The organism is Chryseobacterium camelliae (assembly GCF_030818575.1).
GTDB lineage: Bacteria > Bacteroidota > Bacteroidia > Flavobacteriales > Weeksellaceae > Chryseobacterium > Chryseobacterium camelliae_A.
Genome location: NZ_JAUTAL010000001.1, coordinates 2177074 through 2196008 on the forward strand (window position 1 = coordinate 2177074; position 18935 = coordinate 2196008).

The window sequence follows — 18935 nt, forward strand, 5'->3', positions numbered from 1 at the left end:
CTGCAACAGCCGGCACATCATGTAAAAAAACACACTTCACACTCTACATGATACTTATGTTTTGGAGGCTGGCTTAGATAAATGTGGAGAACACAGAAAATAAAAAAGGCAGGATCTCTACATTATCTGCCATTGAGGTACTGGTATACCGTGGAACAGATAAGAGGAAGAGACCCACGCCTAGGTCGTGAGCCGCTTACTTATCCTCTCGTTCCTAAAAATTACCAGTTTCCAATGGCGAGATTCTAAGCAATAGCTTCTATTGTTCGTTGAAGTATCGCAAAGTTACTTTAGTTGTAACTTATGATGCAAATATAATAAAAATTTCAATATTGGCATATATCCCAATAAGATTTTTATTTTATAAATGCAAATTGCTGGAAAAGCTAGCGATAATGGATCTTCAAAAAGAATTACAGATTCTAATTGGTCAACGAATATCAGAAATAAGAGCCCAAAATAAACAAACTCAACAGGATTTAGAGTTTCTAACTGGTATTGATGTAGCTGAAATCAGCAAGTACGAAAAGGGCAAAAGAAACCTGACGCTAAAAACTATGATAAAGTTTGCTGCTGCTTTACAAGTTCATCCAAAAGAACTTTTTGAGTTTGATTTTAATATTGAAAAATATAAAATTATTGATTAGATACTAACAATAGTTAAAACTTCTTCATTTAAGGAAGTCTATAATTATGATAATATATATTTATATCTTTGATTACTGTTCAAATTAATTTTATATTACTCTTAAAATAATAGAAGCTGCATTATCATCATTAACATAATGACATTGATACAATACTTTTAACAAGCAGCATTAAAATATATACATAAAACAATTATTAAAAATATTTAAACAACAAATATTTTTTTAAAAATCAGGGAAAATACTGATTTAAGTATTTTTTAAATTACTTAATTTTATTTGATAAGATTATAATATGGAAATTCATATTAAAACTTATTTAAGCTATTATATCTTGTTGTTAATTCTTATGTCTACTTTATTGTTAAAAATCTTTATCAATCAAATTAGTTTAAACTTATAATTAATTAAAACCTCTAAATGAATATAATTAGATAAAATTCTAAGAGATGGAACCAGATCACTATTTTGAAATACATTATTTAAAAGAATTATTTCAGAAACATATAAAAAAATCAAGATCAAAAGGTATTGATAAAATTTCTGTTGAAACTTTTGAAAATAATTTAGATGAAAATCTTGAAGCAATTATTATTAAAGTAAAAAAAGGGGTTTATAAATTCTCACCATACTTAGAATTATTAAAGTTAAAAGGTAGAAATAAGCATCCTAGAATAATTTCTATTCCCACAATAAGGGATAAAATGGTATTGCTCATAATAAAGGAAATTTTGCATGATATATTTAAGGAAAGTGTAAACAGAAAACTTCCAAATAGTTATATTAAAGATGTAAAAGATTTTCTCAAAAACAGAACATTAGAAGTTTATTTTTTAAAGCTTGACTTAGAAAAATTTTATGATACACTGAATCACCAAATTTTAATGTCTAAACTTGATGATAAAAAAGTACCAGAAAATATTAAGGCTCTAATTCTTTTAGCTATAACAAATATTACTGTACCGCAAAATTCAAAACGAAATCAATATTATAAATATAAAGTAGAAAAAGGTGTACCTCAAGGTTTATCTATTTCAAATATTTTAGCTCAAATTTATTTATTAGAATTTGATAAAATGATTTGTAAAAGAAAATATTTTTATCGTAGATATGTTGATGATATTTTATTAATGAATAACAGTTCCTTCTCTGAGTTTAGAATTAATAATTTCATTAAAGAATTGGAAAAATTAGAGCTTGATATTAATAAAGAGAAAACAGAACAAAATTCTTTAGGCTATGCATCATTTACTTTTCTTAGTTATAGCATTTCTTCAACAAAAATTTCTGTAGCTCAAAAAAACATAGAAATTTTTTTACGACGTATAGCTGCAAAAATATCATGGTTTAAAACCTGTTTTGTAAATAAAGAAAGAAGGCCCGAATATCTTAAAAATGATTTTGAAAAATTGAAAATTGTTTTTATTGAGGAATTAAATGATATGATTACAGGACTTATAGCTAACAATAAAAATTATGGATGGCTTTTTTATTTTTCAGAAATAAATGATTTAGATTTGTTATTTAAAATTGATAAAATTATATCAAAATTTTTCATTGATTTAAAACCATTTGAAAACAAACGTCCTAAGAATTTAAAAAAACTAATACGAACATATTACTCAATAAAATCAAAAGATTTTAAATATATTAATAATTATGATAATCTAGACTCTATTAGAAAAAAAAGAGATTTTCTTTTATTCAGAGGACAGATTTCTGCTATAAAAAATTATACAGATGAAGAAATTGATTACTTTTTTTCTAAATATCAACAAAACCAAATTAGAAAAAACGAGCAAAACATTGGATATAAATATATAGCTTAACAGAGTCACTTCCAACACGTTTGGAACTTATTAAAAAAATAAGTATTTGTAATATAATCATTGCTAGCAATGTTAGATTTCCGTTAGGAAAATTTGCCTCATTGAATCCCAAGTGACTCTGTTATTTACAAATAAAATTATGGAAAAAGAATTAAATCGATGGTATAGAAAACTATGGGAAACCAAAGGTTGCAGATTTATCGCAGCGAAAAGATATGATAGATTGGATAGATATTCTACTATTACAATTCATATTATGTCAGCATATCTATTATGTGCAAATCTAATAATATTGTTACCTAATAGACATCCCATTTTATCAAATGAAAATTTAAACTTCTTTTCTATATGTGCATCTATTATTTTGTTAGTTGTTTCTTTACATATACCTTCAAGAAAATATAATGAATTATCGCATAAATTTCATTCTTGTGCAAGGGAAATTAATTTATTATATGATAAAGTATGTTATTGGAAAAATAATATTGATATTGTAGAAAATAAAGATATTTTAAAGCTTATCAATGATTATAATCTTATTCTACACAATTATGATATTAATCATTCCAAGTATGATTACCATATTTTCAAAATTGAAAATAGTACAGAATATAAATTTAATTTTAAATTTTTTTTTAGCATTAAAACATATTTTGCCAATTTCTTCATGTATTATTTAATTTATTTTCTTGCACTAATATGCCCAATTGCTATTTTTGTTATTTTGATGAATATTTAACAATTTTATTTTCAAGAATTATTCTATCATTGAATTATAAATTTCATATTAAAAACAGAGCCCACCATCCGGTGAGCCCTGTAAGAAAAAAAATTAGCGATAGAGTTTATTATTTTTTAATGATATCGGGAGGTGTGAGGGGATTCTGGTCCCAGCCGCCACCTAATGCCCGGTAGATGGCTACGCTGGCTTTCAGCTGGTTGATCCTTTTTTCCACCAGTTCAAACTTAGATTCCAGGGCATCGCGCTGGGTGAGCAGCACTTCCATATAATCGGCCCGTGCGTATTTGAACAGGTCGTTGGAAATGTCGATGGACTGAGTTAAAGCATCCACTTCCTGCGCCTTGATGTCGTAGCTGCTTTTCATGTTCTGAATTTTCGCCAGCTGGTTGGCCACTTCGATGTAGGCGGCCAGGACGGTCTGCTCATAATGGTAGACGGCCTGCACCTGCTTCGCATTGGCGTTGTAGTAGGCGGCTTTGATGGCGGCGCGGTTGATCAGCGGTGCGGTCAACTCGCCGGCCAGCGAGAACAGGAACGATTCCGGCTTGATGAGGTAGGCAGGATTGAAGGCCTGCAGCCCGATCCCGGCCCCGATATCCAGTGAAGGATAAAATCTCGCCTTCGCCGACTTGATGTCCAGTTTGGTTGCGGCGAGTTCGTATTCCGCCTCCTTGATGTCCGGACGGTTTTCCAGCAGCTCGGAAGGAATCCCGGCATAAACCACCGGCGGAACCACATTATCAAAATTGTCGTGGCTGCGTTCTACCGGCTGCGGGAACCTTCCCACCAGGTAATTGATGCGGTTTTCGGTCTCCACAATCTTCTGTTGGATGTCGTACTGCATGCCCTGGGTTTTCAGCACGAGTGCCTGGAACCTTTTCACGGCCAGCTCATTGGAACGGGCGTTCTTTTTCAGCTCCTTGATGATGTTCAGCGCATCGTTCTGGATCTTGATATTTTCATTCAGGATTACCTGTTCGTTATCCAGTGCCAGCAGCTCATAATAGGAATCGGCAATCTCGGAAATAAGGTTGGTAACCATGAAGTTCCGGCCTTCGATGCTGGCCAGGTAACGCTGCACCTGCGCACGGGTGGCGTTGTGAAGCTTGCCCCAGATATCGGTTTCCCATTTCGCCTGAACACCGGCCCCGAAATCGAAGAGCGGATCCGGCATTTCTTTTCCGGGCTCGATCTCGGTATTGGCTTCCATGGCGCCGATATTGGTGTAGCGGCTAACCTTGTCTACACCGACTCCGGCTTTCAGGCCTACGGAAGGAAGGTACTCCCCTTTCCGGGCTTTGATTTCATTTTTGGAAATTTCGATTTCCTGAAGCATGATGTTAAGCTCCTGGTTGTTTTTCAGGGCCTCGGTAATGAGGGCCTGAAGGTTCGGGTCGCTGAAATATTCGTTCCATTTCAGCTTCCCGGAATTGGTGGTGTCATTTTCGGCACCGGCATATTTTTCCGGTACGGTCCTGTTTTCCGCCCGCTGCTGGATTTCAACGGGCTTACATGCCGCAAGGCCGAGCAGCAGTACCGACCAGCCTGCGTATTGATATATTTTTTTTCTGTTCTTATTCATAATGGATCATGTCTTCGCTTAATGGTGATTCGTCTTCGTCTTTGATCATCTTCCTGCCGTCTGATAATTTGGCAAAAATGTAGTAGAGCCCCGGGATCACAATTACCCCGAACAGGGTCCCGATCAGCATTCCGCCCAATGCGGAAGCCCCGATGGTATGGTTCCCGATTGCCCCGGCCCCGCTGGCAAATACCAATGGTACGAGTCCGGCAATAAATGCAAAGGAGGTCATGAGGATCGGCCTGAAACGGGCTTTTGAACCTTCAATCGCCGCTTCCAGGATGGAATCTCCCGACTGCCTTCTTTTCACGGCAAATTCCACGATCAATACCGCGTTTTTACCAAGGAGCCCGATAATCATGATGAGCCCTACCTGAGCGTAGATGTCATTTTCCAGCCCCATCGCTTTCAGCAATAAGAAAGAACCGAATACTCCGACCGGAAGGGACAGTAATACGGCAAACGGAATGATAAAGCTTTCATACTGCGCCGCAAGCACGAGGTACACGAATACGAGTACCACGAGGAATACATAAATGGCTTCGTTACCGCGCTGCGCTTCATCATAAGACAGTCCTTCCCAGGCCACTTTATAGCCGTGAGGTAAGCTTTTCGCCGCAGTCTCGTTGATCGCCTGGATGGCATCTGCCGTGGTATAACCCGGCGCCGGAAGCCCGCGGATCGCTGCGGAGTTATACATATTGTAACGTGTGATCTCGTTAGGTCCCTGGGTCTTCTTCATCGTCATGAATGCGGAATACGGAACCATTTCGTCATGGTCGTTCTTCACGTACAGGTTCATGATATCGGTAGGCAGCCTCCTGAATTCCGGTGACGACTGCACATATACCTTGAAGAACTGTCCAAACCGGATGAATCCCTGTTCGTAGGTACTTCCGATCAGGATGTTGAGATTGTCCATGGCTTTACCAATGGAAACACCTTTCTGCATCGCTGCATTATTATCGAAAACCAGTTCGTACTGAGGATAATTCGCAGCAAAGAAGGTAAATACCCCGGTGAGTTCCTTGCGTTTTTTAAGCTGAGCGATGAAATCTTTGTTCACCTTATCGAAATCCTGATAGTTAGTCGTTCTGTTAAGGTCCAGCAGACGCACGGAGAACCCTCCCGAAGATCCGAATCCGGGCACTGCCGGCGGTTCAAAGAACTCGATGGTGGCTCCGAGGTTTTTGGATTTTTCTTCCAGCTCTTCCATGATTTCCTTCACATCATGCTTACGGTCACCCCAGCTTTTCAGGTTGATCAGACAGGTTCCGGCATTGGAACCACGGCCTTCGGTCATGATCTCATATCCGGCCAGAGAAGAAACGGATTCCACACCATCCACGCCCTGACAGATTTTCTGCAAAGCTCTGGACACTTTATTGGTCTGCTCCAAAGTAGATCCCGGCGGCGTCTGTATGATGGCGTAAATGGTTCCCTGGTCTTCATTCGGGATAAATCCTCCCGGCAAAGTTTTGTTCACAATAAATATCCCTACGCAGAACGCAATCAGGATTCCCCAGGTCACAAATTTGCGGCTGACGATCTTTCTTAAAAAGGAAGCATATTTCCCGGTAATTTTATCGAACCCACGGTTAAAGGAATCCAGTGATCTTGTGAACAGGTTGGATTTTTTAGGTTTCCCGTGGTTGTTCTTCAACAGCATCGCAGCCAGAACCGGCGTCAGGGTGAGTGCTACTACCGCAGAAATCACAATGGAGCTCGCCATAGTAATGGAAAACTGACGGTAAAAAGTTCCCACCGGTCCGGTCATGAAGGAGATCGGAATGAATACCGCCACCATAACCGCCGTAATGGCAATGATTGCTCCGGCAATTTCGCCCATCACTTCTTTTACCGCTTTATACGGAGACATATCGCTCTCCTCCATTTTCGCGTGTACGGCTTCGATCACCACAATGGCATTATCCACCACAATCCCAATCGCCAGTACCAAAGCAAAGAGCGTCACAAGGTTGATAGAAAGCCCGAACAGCTGGATAACAAAGAAGGTACCGATCAGGGAAACTGGCACGGCAATAATCGGGATCAGCGTTGAACGCCAGTCGCCAAGGAAGATGAATACCACAATCGCCACGAGGATGAAGGCATCCCTCAGCGTATGCATTACCTGCTCTACTGAAGCATCGAGGAATTGCGAAACGTCATAACTGATTTTATAATCGACACCCGGAGGGAAGTTGGCTTTCATCTCCTCCAGTTTGGCCTTCACGTCTTTGATCACATCATTGGCATTACTTCCGTAATTCTGCTTCAATACGATGGAAGCGGAAGGATGGCCGTCCAGGTTGGAATAAATATCAAAGAATTCACTTCCCAGCTCCACTTTTGCAATATCTTTCAGCTTGATGTTTTCCCCTTCGGAATTGGAACGCACGATGATGTTCTCATATTCTTCCGGTGTGTTGTACTGGCCTTTGTAGGTCAGCACATATTCCAGCGACTGCGCCGCAATCCCCGAACTCTGCCCGATCCTTCCCGGACGCCCGATGATGCTCTGCTCCCCAATGGCTTTCATCACCTCATCCACGGAAAGGTCGTAGGCACGCATCCTATCCGGATTCAGCCAGATCCTCATGGCATACCTTCGGCTTCCCAGGATCTGGGACTTGGCAATCCCGTGGATCCTGTTGATTTCCGGGATGATGTTAACGGTAGCGTAGTTGTACAGGAATTTTTCGTCCATGTCCTTGCTGGTGCTGTACAGGTTGACGTACATCAGCATACTTGGCTGGATCGGGTTCACCACTACCCCTTCTTTCTGCACGAGTTCCGGCAGGAGCGGCATCACCTGGTCAACCCTGGTTTTTACAAGTACGACCGCCTCATTGGGATTGGTTCCAGGATCAAAGACCACATTCACCGTGGCTTCCCCGGCACTTGTGGCATCCGTGGTGATGTACCGCATCCCCTGAACCCCGTTGATGGCATTTTCTATGGTAATCAGTGATGATTTCACGAGTACATCCGCACTCGCCCCCGGATAGGCGATGGAAACCGCTACCGTAGTAGGTGCAATTTTAGGAAATTGCTCGGTAGGGAGCTGCTTGATTGCCAGTCCCCCGATAAATAAGATAACGACCGATATCACAATGGCGAAAACCGGCCTGTGTATTACTTTCTTAAACATAATGCTGCTTTTGGGTTACTCGGCATACAGATCCAGGTTCGACATTACTTTTTCAGGCTTCTGGAACCTGGAATTGATCTTCTGGTTTTCCTGCACCAGCCTCAGCCCGTCCAGCAAAATTCTATCATCTTTACCCAATCCCGAAGCCACAACATAAATATGCGGCAGCTCGGCAGCCACTTTAATTTCGCGGGCTTTCACTTTGTTGTCTTTGGTAATCACATACACATATTTTTTCTCCAGCTCCTCAAAAGTCGCTTTCTGAGGGATCATTACCGCATTGGGATACGGAGAAGTGATGAGGATATTTCCGGTTTCCCCATATCTGAGGAGTCCGTTCGGGTTCAGGAAAGTGGCCCGGTAGGCAATGTTTCCGGTTTCATTATCGAAATCGGATTCTATGGTTTCCACCACACCCTGCTGGCTGAATTCTTTTCCGTTGGCCATTTTCAGGCGTACATGAAGCAGCTCGTTTTTACGGTCCGTCATCTGGTTCAGGTATTCCGCTTCCGGAACATTGAAATACACCCACATTTTGCTGTTGTCCGATAGTTCGGTAATCAGCTCCCCATCATCCACAAGGCTTCCCTTGCGCACGTGCAGCTTTCCTACGATTCCGGAAAAAGGGGCACGGATTTCAGTAAATTTCAGGTGGGTATCGGTAGATGCCAGTTCAGCTTTGGCTTTGTCGTACCGCGCTTTGGCCATTGCCATTTCCTGGGGTGCCACAATATTTTTGTCGGAAAGGTTTTTGGTGTTCTGGTATTCGATTTCGGCATATTTTGCTTCTGCCCTGGCCCGGTTTACATCAGATTCATACAGATTGGGCATAATCTTAAACAACAGCTGTCCTTTTTTTACAGACTGCCCCTCGTCTACATAGATCGACTGGATGTAGCCCTTCTCCTGTGCACGGAGTTCAATGTGGTTGATGGAGCGGATTTGCGCCACATACTCTTTATCAATCAGGGTGTCTTTTACCAGAGGGCTCGTAACGTTAAATGTTGCTGCCTCCGTTTTTTCTTTCTTTTCAGACTGACAGCTTACGCACCAGAATATCAGGCACAGGTTTACATACATGAGACTTTTCTTGACCATGATCTTAATACATTTAAATAATAATTTGAAATTTGAAAAATAGGATGTCAGACTTTCATCACAAAGTGAAAGCCGTTAGATTTTTTCGGAAAAGTAGCGTGAAATCACAGCCGGATGACCCTGTACTGGATGTACAGATCATCACAAAGAGGCTTTAACAGCTCGGAATGAGCCAGTGAAACGGCAATTTTATGGTTGTGAAACGTAGTGACGAAATCCGAAATGAAATTCCAGAATCCATCCCTGAACAGCATCAGCAGTCCTGAGGAAGCCCCGGTTTCTACGGTATCATCGTTTTCGGGATCGTTTTCGGAAATATTAGCACGGATTTTATTGTAGAGCGGGTGTTCATTGGTCACAAAACCGTCTGTATCATGCTCATTGATCAATACCAAAGACTTTACAGAATGTTTGTCCTGTGTCATGCGCGTCTCCGGGCCCAGCTCAAAAACGGAATCATCATGATCTGCAGAGATATACTGCTGAAGCTGCCCATAATAAAATCCTAAGACGGTTAAAGCGGCAAACAGCAAACTGCATAGATATTGATAAAGTTTCCTTTTCATTGCAGTACAAATGTAGTGAACTTAAGCTTCCCCGCAAATATGGAAAGATTAAAAAATGTTTAAAATTGAGCTTCAACAGGTGGATCCGACTGATTTTATTTGTACATGCCGCATAATGACCCACAGATTTTTCATGCTTTTCTGTTTTCAAAGCTAATTTCTTTCATCATTCTTATGTATCAAAGGCTTTTTTGTGACTGTTGTGGTTTTTAATCTCTCGCTGATCAGCAGATCAAGCAGATTTTTTCACGCATCATAAAAATCGTAGATTTTTAAAAACTTATGTGCTCTTCTGTTTGCAAAGCTTTTATCTTCATAATTCTTAAGTGTCAAAAGCTTTTATGACTTTTGTGGTTTTTATTCTCTCATGGATTAGCATATTATTTTTCCCAAGTGGATCACACCACTTTAATTCTTATTAACACCACCCCGTCAAAAATTCTCTGAATTTTCGACACCCCTCCGAGGGAGGGGAATTTTGCAGCTGGTATTTGCGTAAACTGCAAAGATTTTACGTGCACATAAAAATCGTAGATTTTTAAAAACTAATGTGATCTTCTGTTTTCAAGTTTGGATTCTTAAGATTCTTAAGTGTCAAAAGCTTTTGTGACTGTTGTGGTTTTTATTCTCTCATGGATTAGCAGATTATTTTTCCCAAGTGGATCACACCACTTTAATCCTTATTAAAAACCACCCCGTCAAAAATTCTCTGAATTTTCGCCACCCCTCCGAGGGAGTGGAATTTTGCAGCTGGTATTTGCGTAAACTGCAAAGAGTACGTGCACATAAAAACCGTAGGTTTTTAAAAACTTCTGTGCTCTTCTGTTTTCAAAGCTTTTACCTTCATTATTCTTAAGTGTTAAAAGCTTTTGTGACTGTTGTGGTTTTAATTTCTCGTAAATTAGCAGATTATTTTTCCCAAGTGGAACATAACACTTTAATCGTTATTAAAAACCACCCCGTCAAAAATTCTCTGAATTTTCGCCACCCCTCCGAGGGAGGGGAATTTTGCAGCTGGTATTTCCGCAAACTGCAAAGAATACGTGCACATAAAAACCGTAGGTTTTTAAAAACTTCTGTGTTCTTCAGTTTTCAAAGCTTTTACCTTCATTATTCTTAAGTGTTAAAAGCTTTTGTGACTTTTGTGGTTTTTATTCTCTCATGGATTAGCATATTATTTTTCCCAAGTGGATCACACCACTTTAATCCTTATTAACACCACCCCGTCAAAAATTCTCTGAATTTTCGCCACCCCTCCGAGGGAGGGGAATTTTTTTCTGCGGCTGGCTATTTGAATTAAAGTATCATATGAACAGATCGCTTACCATACACATGACTAGCATCAATAGGTTGAATTATACTTTAATCCTGATGATTCCCAACTTCTCGAGCACCCGCATCGTCTGGAATCCCATGTCCCATTCAAACCAGCGGGAGGCATTGTTCGGCCTTTGGGGATGCTTGTGATGGTTATTGTGATACGCTTCGCCCCAGAAAAGGAAGTCTACCGGAAGGATGTTTTTAGAGGTATTGGACATGCGGTAGTTTTCGTATCCGAATTTATGGGCCCACCAGTTGACAGCCATTCCCTGCAGTGATCCCATAATGATGGTTGCCGGCAGGAACAGCCATTGCCACCATGCGGTTGCCAGTAAGGCATATATTCCTACATAAACACCGATCCAAAGGATCCGGGTAATATAATTGTGGGCAAAACGGTCAAAGCGTTCCCAATCCGGAAGGTTCTTTTTATACTTTTCGGGCGCATCGGTTTTCCCGATATACAAGTGGAAATAGTTGGTCCGTGTTGTCCACATCATGAGGAAAGGATTCGGGTCGTTGTGAGGGGAATGGGGATCTTCAGGTTTATCGGTGTGGGCATGATGCAACCGGTGCATCAGTCCGTATGTATAAGCGCTGATGTACGATGAGCCCTGGGTGATGAAGCAACCCAGGTAAAACACCCGCTCCCAGAATTTCGACATGGTAAAAAGGTTATGGGCCGCATACCGGTGATGGAAAACCGACTGGAAAAACAGCGACGCATACCAGTGTATGGTGATGAAAATGAATAGTGCCATAAGGTGGGGATTAAAAAGTTGAACGTTTGGTTTCTGAAGCAGTGCGTAAAAAGTGATGATTACGATACTATGTCTGCTTACTTATATATACGACACATCCTATCCCGCAGTTTTCCCCCACCGGTCAACGGCGCACTGATATCCGGCTAACAGCTTACAGCCCAGCCATTAGAAGTCAGGATAATTCTCTATATTTGATGGTATTGCCGGCAGAAAATCCAATAAACAACAAAAATGCCCGTCAGCTGTGCAGGCTGAACGATAATGGCAGAGGATATGCATGGTAAGATCAATAATGAGAACGCGGTACAATGACTCTATCAACTCTTCCTTCTTCAACGACACTTAATGGTCTTGTCCTTGCCGGCGGAAAAAGCAGCCGGATGGGCATCCCAAAAGATACCATGAACTGGCATGGAAAGGAGCAGCGGTATGCTGCCGCAGATCTCCTGGCTAATTGGTGTCACGAGGTGTATATTTCCTGCCGGCCGGATCAGAAGGCTGATATTGATCCCGCTTATCGTGCATTAACCGATATTTTCTCTGATATGGGTCCTCTAAGTGGTATCCTGTCAGCTTTTCAGTTTCAAAAAGATGCGGCCTGGCTCGTTGTGGCCTGTGATATGCCCTTGTTGGATAAGGCATCACTGGCTATCCTAGTCAGGTACAGAAATACAGCCAGGATAGCCACGACGTATGAAAGCCCTGCCGATGGGTTTCCGGAACCCTTAGTTACCATCTGGGAACCTGAAAGCTATCCGCTTTTGACGGACTTTATACATTCCGGGAACAGATCGCCGAGAAGGTTTCTGATGCAGAATGACGTTTTAATCCTGAAACCAGAGCATCCGAATGCATTGATCAATACCAATACGCCTGAAGAGGCGGATCAGGTCAGGGAAATGCTGAAAAAGAGAAATATGGATGGGATATAGGATATCCAGTGATTAGCTTACCTGATTTGTTTTAGACCGGTTCAATGACTTTTGGGTAACAGATGCCAAGTAAGGGATTTTTATCAACCACCCCGTCAAAAATTCTCTGAATTTTCGCCACCCCTCCGAGGGAGGGGAATTTTGCAGCTGGTATCTCCGCAAGCCGCAAAGATATTACGTGCACATAAAAACCATAGGTTTTTAAAAACTTCTGTGTTCTTCTGTTTTCAAAGCTTTTATCTTCATTATTCTTAAGGGTCAAAAGCTTTTGTGACTGTTGTGGTCATATAAATTAATTCGTTCATTTTGCTTCTTTCAAGTTTATTTTTTTATTTGAATCAGCGAACCCTGTGGGTTTGCCTTGATGCAAAACGAACCAAAAGATCAAGACTGGATTCTTTCGCTAACCGAAAACCTTATGCACTAAAAATTCTAAACTTGCGTGGTAGCAACAGGGGGTGCTTCGATTCAAACTCAATCCCACGCTTCGGACAATAGAATTTTCTTAACGTTTATAAGGCTTCCGGTCTTAACGCTACAGACTCCTAGGTCGGTTTAATTCCGGGATTAGTTGCAATTAACCATATCTTTTATTAAATAAACTCTATCAACGTTCAATTTATCAAACATAAAAATCGTAGATTTTTAAAAACTTATGTGCTCTTCTATTTGCAAAGCTTTTGTGACTTTTGTTGTTTTTAATCTCTCGTGGATTAGCAGATTATTTTCCCCAAGTGGATCACGCCACTTTAATCCTTATTAAAACCACCCCGTCAAAAATTCTTTGAATTTTCGCCACCCCTCCGAGGGAGGGGAATTTTGCAGCTGGTATTTGCGAGTTGCAAAGAGTACGTGCACATAAAAACCGTAGGTTTTTAAAAACTTCTGTGCTCTTCTGTTTGCAAAGCTTTTATCTTCATAATTCTTAAGTGTCAAAAGCTTTTGTGACTGTTGTGGTTTTATAAATCTCACTTCTATTCTTCGAGTTTATTATACATAATTTTGCTTCTTTCAAGTTTATTTTTTTATTTGAATCAGCGAACCCTGCGGGTTTGCCTTGATGCAAAACGAACCAAAAGATCAAGACTGGATTCTTTCGCTAACCGAAAACCTTATGCACTAAAAATTCTAAACTTGCGTGGTAGCAATAGGGGGTGCTTCGATTCCAACTCAATCCCACGCTTCGGACAATAGAATTTTCTTAACGTTTATAAGGCTTCCGGTCTTAACGCTACAGACTCCTAGGTCGGTTTAATTCCGGGATTAGTTGCAATTAACCATATCTTTTATTAAATAAACTCTATCAACGTTCAATTTATCAAACATAAAAATCGTAGATTTTTAAAAACTTATGTGCTCTTCTATTTGCAAAGCTTTTGTGACTTTTGTTGTTTTTAATCTCTCGTGGATTAGCAGATTATTTTCCCCAAGTGGATCACGCCACTTTAATCCTTATTAAAACCACCCCGTCAAAAATTCTTTGAATTTTCGCCACCCCTCCGAGGGAGGGGAATTTTGCAGCTGGTATTTGCGAGTTGCAAAGAGTACGTGCACATAAAAACCGTAGGTTTTTAAAAACTTCTGTGTTCTTCTGTTTTCATAGTTGTTGTACTTCATGATTCTCATGTGTCAAAAACTTTGTGACTTTTGTGGTTTTTTTAATCTCTCGTGGATTAGCAGATTAAGCAGATTATTTTTCCCAAGTGGATCACACCACTTTAATCGTTATTAAAAACCACCCCGTCAAAAATTCTCTGAATTTTCGACGCCCCTCTGAGGGAGGGGAATTTTGCAGCTGGTATTTGCAAGCTGCAAAGATTACGTGCACATAAAAATCGTAGATTTTTAGAAACTTATTTTATCTTCTGTTTTCAAAGCTGGATTCTTAAGATTCTTAAGTGTCAAAAAAACTTTGTGACTTTTGTGGTTTTGTTATTTTCTCGCAAAGCAGCATCTATCAGCAGGGCATCTATCATCAGAAATTTCCCTGCCAATAATTAAGCCCCTTATCCGAACTACTCGTTTTTGAGGTTTGTACAATTTCGAAAATATGGATTCAATTATGTGATATTCATACACACGTCAATACAATGATTTAACTACATAGTATCTTTCAGCTTTACTTCAACTTTGTCACCATCTTTCTCAATAGTCACTTTCTGTTCAATATCCGCTGTTGCTCCCGTAGAGGCACTTGCCGTTCCATATACAGGTGTAGAACCTAAGACAGCTCCACTGGCATGCATGGTTACGTTTTCTCCTGCATAATAGCTGTACAAATATCTATGCGTATAACCAAAAGTAGTCATCACAAGATATTCTCCAGGTTGTAAATTGGTAAATTCAAAATGCCCCTTATCATCATACACCTTTGTGGTTTTAATACATGCGGCAACATTTGGGTCAATAGGTACTTCCGGTAATTTTTTACGTTTTCTTATTTGCTTGTTTACTTCTTTCCATTCTTCAATATACGGAGAATTGAGGAGTAAGGATACAACCGTGCCTTTTGGTGCATATTGAGCCTTGTTCATATTCAATACAGCCAATTTTGAAGAACGATCTCTTGCAAATGCCGTTCCTATGATAGAGCTGTTACCATTTTGGATCTTTGTCATTGCCTCATCCTTATTAAATTTATTTTTGATAGGCTGATAATCCAATTCGTCATTGAAACAGATCTCCCATACACCATCGCCTACATGCATCTCCCGTTGCCAAAGCCTATGGTCTTTTTTATCAATAATATAATAATAAATGGCACCTGTAGATTCTTCCAGAACACTGACCAGCCAAGTATCGTGCGCACCTGTTTTAGGAGAATTGTAAATGTAACTTTTAACCTCCTTGATGACATAATTAGTTACAGGCTTCCCGGGATCATCAACATTATAATAAAAACATGGAATGGTTGCTTTGTAACCTACGTTAAGTGGCAAAGATCTCAACAGTTCTTCAAACATGAAGTATTCAATAAATTGGTCCTTTATAGGAATATTTATAGAAGAATCTTTATTTGATCTATCTTTTGTATGAATTTTTCCGGTAACATTTTGCCCAAAATTAATATCAAACACTTTGGTTGTGGATTCTGAGTTTAAGCTTATGGGTGCAAATGTCTTTGCAGAAGCTTTGGTAACCCTTTTTCTATACCATTCATTATTTTCATCTGTATAGTTATAGGTACTGATAATGTTATTAGCATCTACTGAAAGGTCTTTTATTATTTTCCCTTTATTGTCCCATTTATCTTTTTTAACATAAAAAATATTAAATACAGATTTTTCAGGTTTTAAATAACTGGTTTTTATATCGGAGCTTCCAGGAATAATTGTTTTTTGTGCAAATAGAATAGAAGACAACGATAATAATCCAATTGCGATTATTTTTTTCATATGTTTTAATTTATTTAGGTGTTAACATTTAAAAATCATTGATAAGAAAAAAATTCCTACTCTTTATTTTATATCATCTCTTTCCCATGGGTCAGGTTACTAAAAATAATTGGTTTGTGATCAATAGGCACAGACAGAACCGAATAAGTTGTTCTACTTCCAAATTTACTTAAACGATTAGGAATTAAAGTAATCTCTTCTGTAGATTTCAGGAACATATGTAAAAATAAACTATATGCTCCTGCTGTATGCTCCATTTTTATAATCCTTTCTATTTCTTCCGTTTCTTTCAAAAAGGACATCATCATATCAGGGTGTAATTTTATTGCAAGCTATCCTTCAAATAATTCTTCTGTATTAAAAAGCTTCTTTGACTTTTAACTCCAGCGAACCTGTGGATTGAGGTTTTCGTACTCACTCTCAATAAACCCTTAAATCCACACCCCCACTCTATAACTTTCCAGCTCTCCGACTCTAACCTCCTCCATCACCCCGGATTAGTTCCCGTAGCAGCCACAATATGGTCATCCACCTTCTGATAATTTTCAGGATTATGTTTCCGGATTTTGATGCGGACATATTTGGAGGCGGGCATATTGGCTCCGTCAACGACATTATTGATAGAGACCAGGACGTTGGTTTCAGGGAAATAGGTCATGGTACTTTTTTGTGGAATCTGATATTTGACCACGATAAAAAGCGGGGCAATACGTTCGATCCCGTCATCATAGTTGAACAGATCTACTTTATCGCCTTCTTTTAAACCGGCTTTTTCGATGTCCTGCTCATTCATCATCACGATCCTCCGTTCATTGAAAATCCCTCGGTAGCGGTCATCCAGGCCGTAAACTACGGTATTGAACTGGTCGTGGGTGCGTGTGGTGGCCATCAGGTATTCGTCATCTGCCAGGGAGTTGTCCGGAACCGGCGTGATACTGAATGCTGCTTTTCCCGGGAAATGTTCGCTAGTGAATTTTCCTTCCCGCGGATCGTTCGGCAGATAAAAACCTCCTTTCTGTACGACCCTTTCATTGTAGTGTTCAAATCCGGGGATGCATTGGGAAATATCATCGCGAATGGCATCATAGCTGTTGATAAAGCGGTCCCAGTCAATGACGGAACGTTCGCCCAATACTGCTTTTGCCATGCGGCACGCCACGTGAGTTTCGTTGATCAGGTGTTCTGAAACGGGTTCCAGTACCCCTCTTGACCATTCCACTACCCCCATGGAATTCTCCGTGCTGATGTGCTGGAGCTCACCATTGACGATATCTTTCTCACTCCTGGAAATAACCGGAAGGATCAATGCTTCTTTGCCATGAATGAGATGGCCACGGTTCAGTTTAATGGAAACCATTACCGACATATCCAGTTTACGCATGGCTTCAGCCGTGTACGTGGTATCCGGTGCTGCCGACAATAAGTTGCCACCCATGCAGAACATAAATTTTACTTTTTCTTGATGCATGGCCTTGATTGCCTTCACGACATCATAGCCCCCCTGTCTGGGAACTTTAAATCCATAAAACTTCTCCAGGGTGTCCAACTGTTCTTCGGTAGGCTTGTGATTCACCAGTAATGTCCTGTTGCCCTGGACATTGCTATGCCCCCGGACCGGGCAGACTCCGCCACCCTTGATTCCTATGCTCCCTTTCATGAGAAGCAGGTTGACGATATTATAGATCATGTCTACCCCGTTGTGCTGCTGTGTAATGCCCATTCCCCAGCAAACGATAATTCGTTTTCTGGCTGCGATCATCTGCGCCGCCTCCCTCAGCTGGTCAACAGGAATACCGCATTCAGCAGCAAGGAAATTAAGGTCGTACCGTTTAAGCTCTTCCACTAATGCTTCAAATCCGGCCGTTTTTTCATGGATGAAATCATAGTCGATGACCTTGCCCGGGTTTTTCTCTTCCTCTTCCAGCACCAGGATCTGTAAAGCTTTCAGCAAAGCCATATCGCCGTTGATTTTCACCGGAAGATACAGGTCTGACAGTTCAAACGGTTTGGTGATTGCGGCAAGAGGCTTCTGCGGATCTTTGAAGCCCATCAATCCGGCTTCCGGAAGCGGGTTGATAGCCATGATCCGGGCACCATTCTTCTTTCCTTTGGTAAGCGCGGAAAGCATCCTCGGGGAGTTGGTCCCAGGATTCTGTCCTATGATGATGATGAGATCGGACTCATAAAAATCTTCGAGCTTTACGGATCCTTTTCCGAATCCGATGCTTCTGGTAAGGGCATATCCGGAGGTTTCATGGCACATATTGGAACAATCAGGGAAATTATTGGTCCCGAATTCCCGCCCGAATAACTGGTATACCCAAGTGGCTTCATTGCTGGTCCTTCCAGAGGTGTAGAATATGGCTTCGTCAGGAGAATCCAGACCATTCAGTTTTTCAGCAATTTTAGCAAAAGCTTCATCCCAGCTGACGGGCTGATAATGGGTTCCTCCTTTCGGAAGGTACATCGGTTCCGAGATCCTTCCCAATTGGCTGATCTGGTAATCCGTCATTTTTGCCAGGTCATATACGGAGTTATCCCTGAAGAATTCTGCTCCTATGGTTTTGGAGGTTGCTTCCTCGGCAAGTGCCTTAGCTCCGTTCTCGCAGTATTCTGCAATCTTTGAACGGTCGTGGTCAGGGTCCGGCCAGGCACAGCTCGGACAGTCGAAACCGTCAAACTGGTTCATGCTGAACAGTGCCCTTCCACCGCGGAGCACAGAGGCATCGCGTACAAGCTGCTCCAGCGAATGCATGACAGCCGGAACACCTGCCGCCCATTTTTTCGGGGATTCCAGCTTCAGGTCGAGTAGTTTGTAGGGGGATGCTGCCGAAGGTGACTGGCTGTAAGTCTGATCTGTTTTCTTATCTAATCCGTTATTTTCCATACTGTTGTGATTTGATGTG

The 18935-nt window shown here is 40.7% G+C and carries 13 protein-coding genes; 4 read left to right on the plus strand and 9 right to left on the minus strand.

Features of this window, described 5'->3' with window-relative positions; all coding sequences use genetic code 11:
• The first annotated feature begins 395 nt into the window (after positions 1 to 395).
• The 3 genes from QE404_RS09870 (at position 396) to QE404_RS09880 (ending at position 3215) form a co-directional block, all read left to right on the plus strand.
• The gene (locus QE404_RS09870; protein WP_307450009.1) at positions 396 to 647 is read left to right on the plus strand and encodes a helix-turn-helix domain-containing protein; all 252 of its coding nucleotides are present in this window, start codon (positions 396 to 398) and stop codon (positions 645 to 647) included.
• A gap of 449 nt (positions 648 to 1096) precedes the next feature.
• Positions 1097 to 2476, plus strand: a complete 1380-nt coding sequence (locus QE404_RS09875; protein ID WP_307450010.1) for a reverse transcriptase domain-containing protein — start codon at positions 1097 to 1099, stop codon at positions 2474 to 2476.
• 139 nt (positions 2477 to 2615) lie between these two features.
• Positions 2616 to 3215 (plus strand): SLATT domain-containing protein, encoded by a 600-nt coding sequence (locus QE404_RS09880; protein WP_307450013.1) that lies wholly within the window; start codon positions 2616 to 2618, stop codon positions 3213 to 3215.
• A gap of 109 nt (positions 3216 to 3324) precedes the next feature.
• Here the strand turns inward: QE404_RS09880 and QE404_RS09885 are convergent, their stop codons facing one another.
• The 5 genes from QE404_RS09885 to QE404_RS09905 all read right to left on the minus strand — a co-directional run bounded on the left by QE404_RS09885 (position 3325) and on the right by QE404_RS09905 (position 11699).
• On the minus strand, positions 3325 to 4800 hold the full coding sequence (locus QE404_RS09885) for a TolC family protein (RefSeq protein WP_307450015.1): 1476 nt from the start codon (positions 4798 to 4800) through the stop codon (positions 3325 to 3327).
• Positions 4793 to 7954, minus strand: coding sequence for an efflux RND transporter permease subunit (locus tag QE404_RS09890; RefSeq protein WP_307450017.1), 3162 nt, complete (start codon positions 7952 to 7954; stop codon positions 4793 to 4795). Before QE404_RS09890 ends, QE404_RS09885 begins: the two co-directional genes overlap by 8 nt.
• A 15-nt stretch (positions 7955 to 7969) precedes the next feature.
• Entirely contained in the window at positions 7970 to 9052 is a 1083-nt protein-coding gene (locus tag QE404_RS09895) for an efflux RND transporter periplasmic adaptor subunit (RefSeq protein WP_307450020.1), read from the minus strand.
• A 104-nt stretch (positions 9053 to 9156) separates the two neighbouring features.
• Positions 9157 to 9618, minus strand: a complete 462-nt coding sequence (locus QE404_RS09900; RefSeq protein WP_307450022.1) for a hypothetical protein — start codon at positions 9616 to 9618, stop codon at positions 9157 to 9159.
• Positions 9619 to 10973: 1355 nt separating this feature from the next.
• Complete coding sequence (locus QE404_RS09905) at positions 10974 to 11699, minus strand: acyl-CoA desaturase (protein WP_307450025.1); 726 nt, start codon at positions 11697 to 11699, stop codon at positions 10974 to 10976.
• Positions 11700 to 12010: 311 nt separating this feature from the next.
• Here QE404_RS09905 and QE404_RS09910 point away from each other — a divergent pair, with 311 nt between their 5' ends.
• Positions 12011 to 12634, plus strand: coding sequence for an NTP transferase domain-containing protein (locus tag QE404_RS09910; RefSeq protein ID WP_307450028.1), 624 nt, complete (start codon positions 12011 to 12013; stop codon positions 12632 to 12634).
• A gap of 31 nt (positions 12635 to 12665) precedes the next feature.
• Here the strand turns inward: QE404_RS09910 and QE404_RS09915 are convergent, their stop codons facing one another.
• The 4 genes from QE404_RS09915 to QE404_RS09930 all read right to left on the minus strand — a co-directional run bounded on the left by QE404_RS09915 (position 12666) and on the right by QE404_RS09930 (position 18916).
• Positions 12666 to 12896, minus strand: a complete 231-nt coding sequence (locus QE404_RS09915) for a hypothetical protein (protein WP_307453861.1) — start codon at positions 12894 to 12896, stop codon at positions 12666 to 12668.
• A 1837-nt stretch (positions 12897 to 14733) separates the two neighbouring features.
• Positions 14734 to 16029: a hypothetical protein gene (locus QE404_RS09920; protein ID WP_307453862.1), complete on the minus strand. Its 1296-nt coding sequence runs from the start codon at positions 16027 to 16029 to the stop codon at positions 14734 to 14736.
• Between the two features lie 68 nt (positions 16030 to 16097).
• Positions 16098 to 16337: a hypothetical protein gene (locus QE404_RS09925; protein ID WP_307450036.1), complete on the minus strand. Its 240-nt coding sequence runs from the start codon at positions 16335 to 16337 to the stop codon at positions 16098 to 16100.
• Positions 16338 to 16516: 179 nt separating this feature from the next.
• Positions 16517 to 18916: an FdhF/YdeP family oxidoreductase gene (locus QE404_RS09930; RefSeq protein WP_307450039.1), complete on the minus strand. Its 2400-nt coding sequence runs from the start codon at positions 18914 to 18916 to the stop codon at positions 16517 to 16519.
• Between the last annotated feature and the right edge of the window lie 19 nt (positions 18917 to 18935).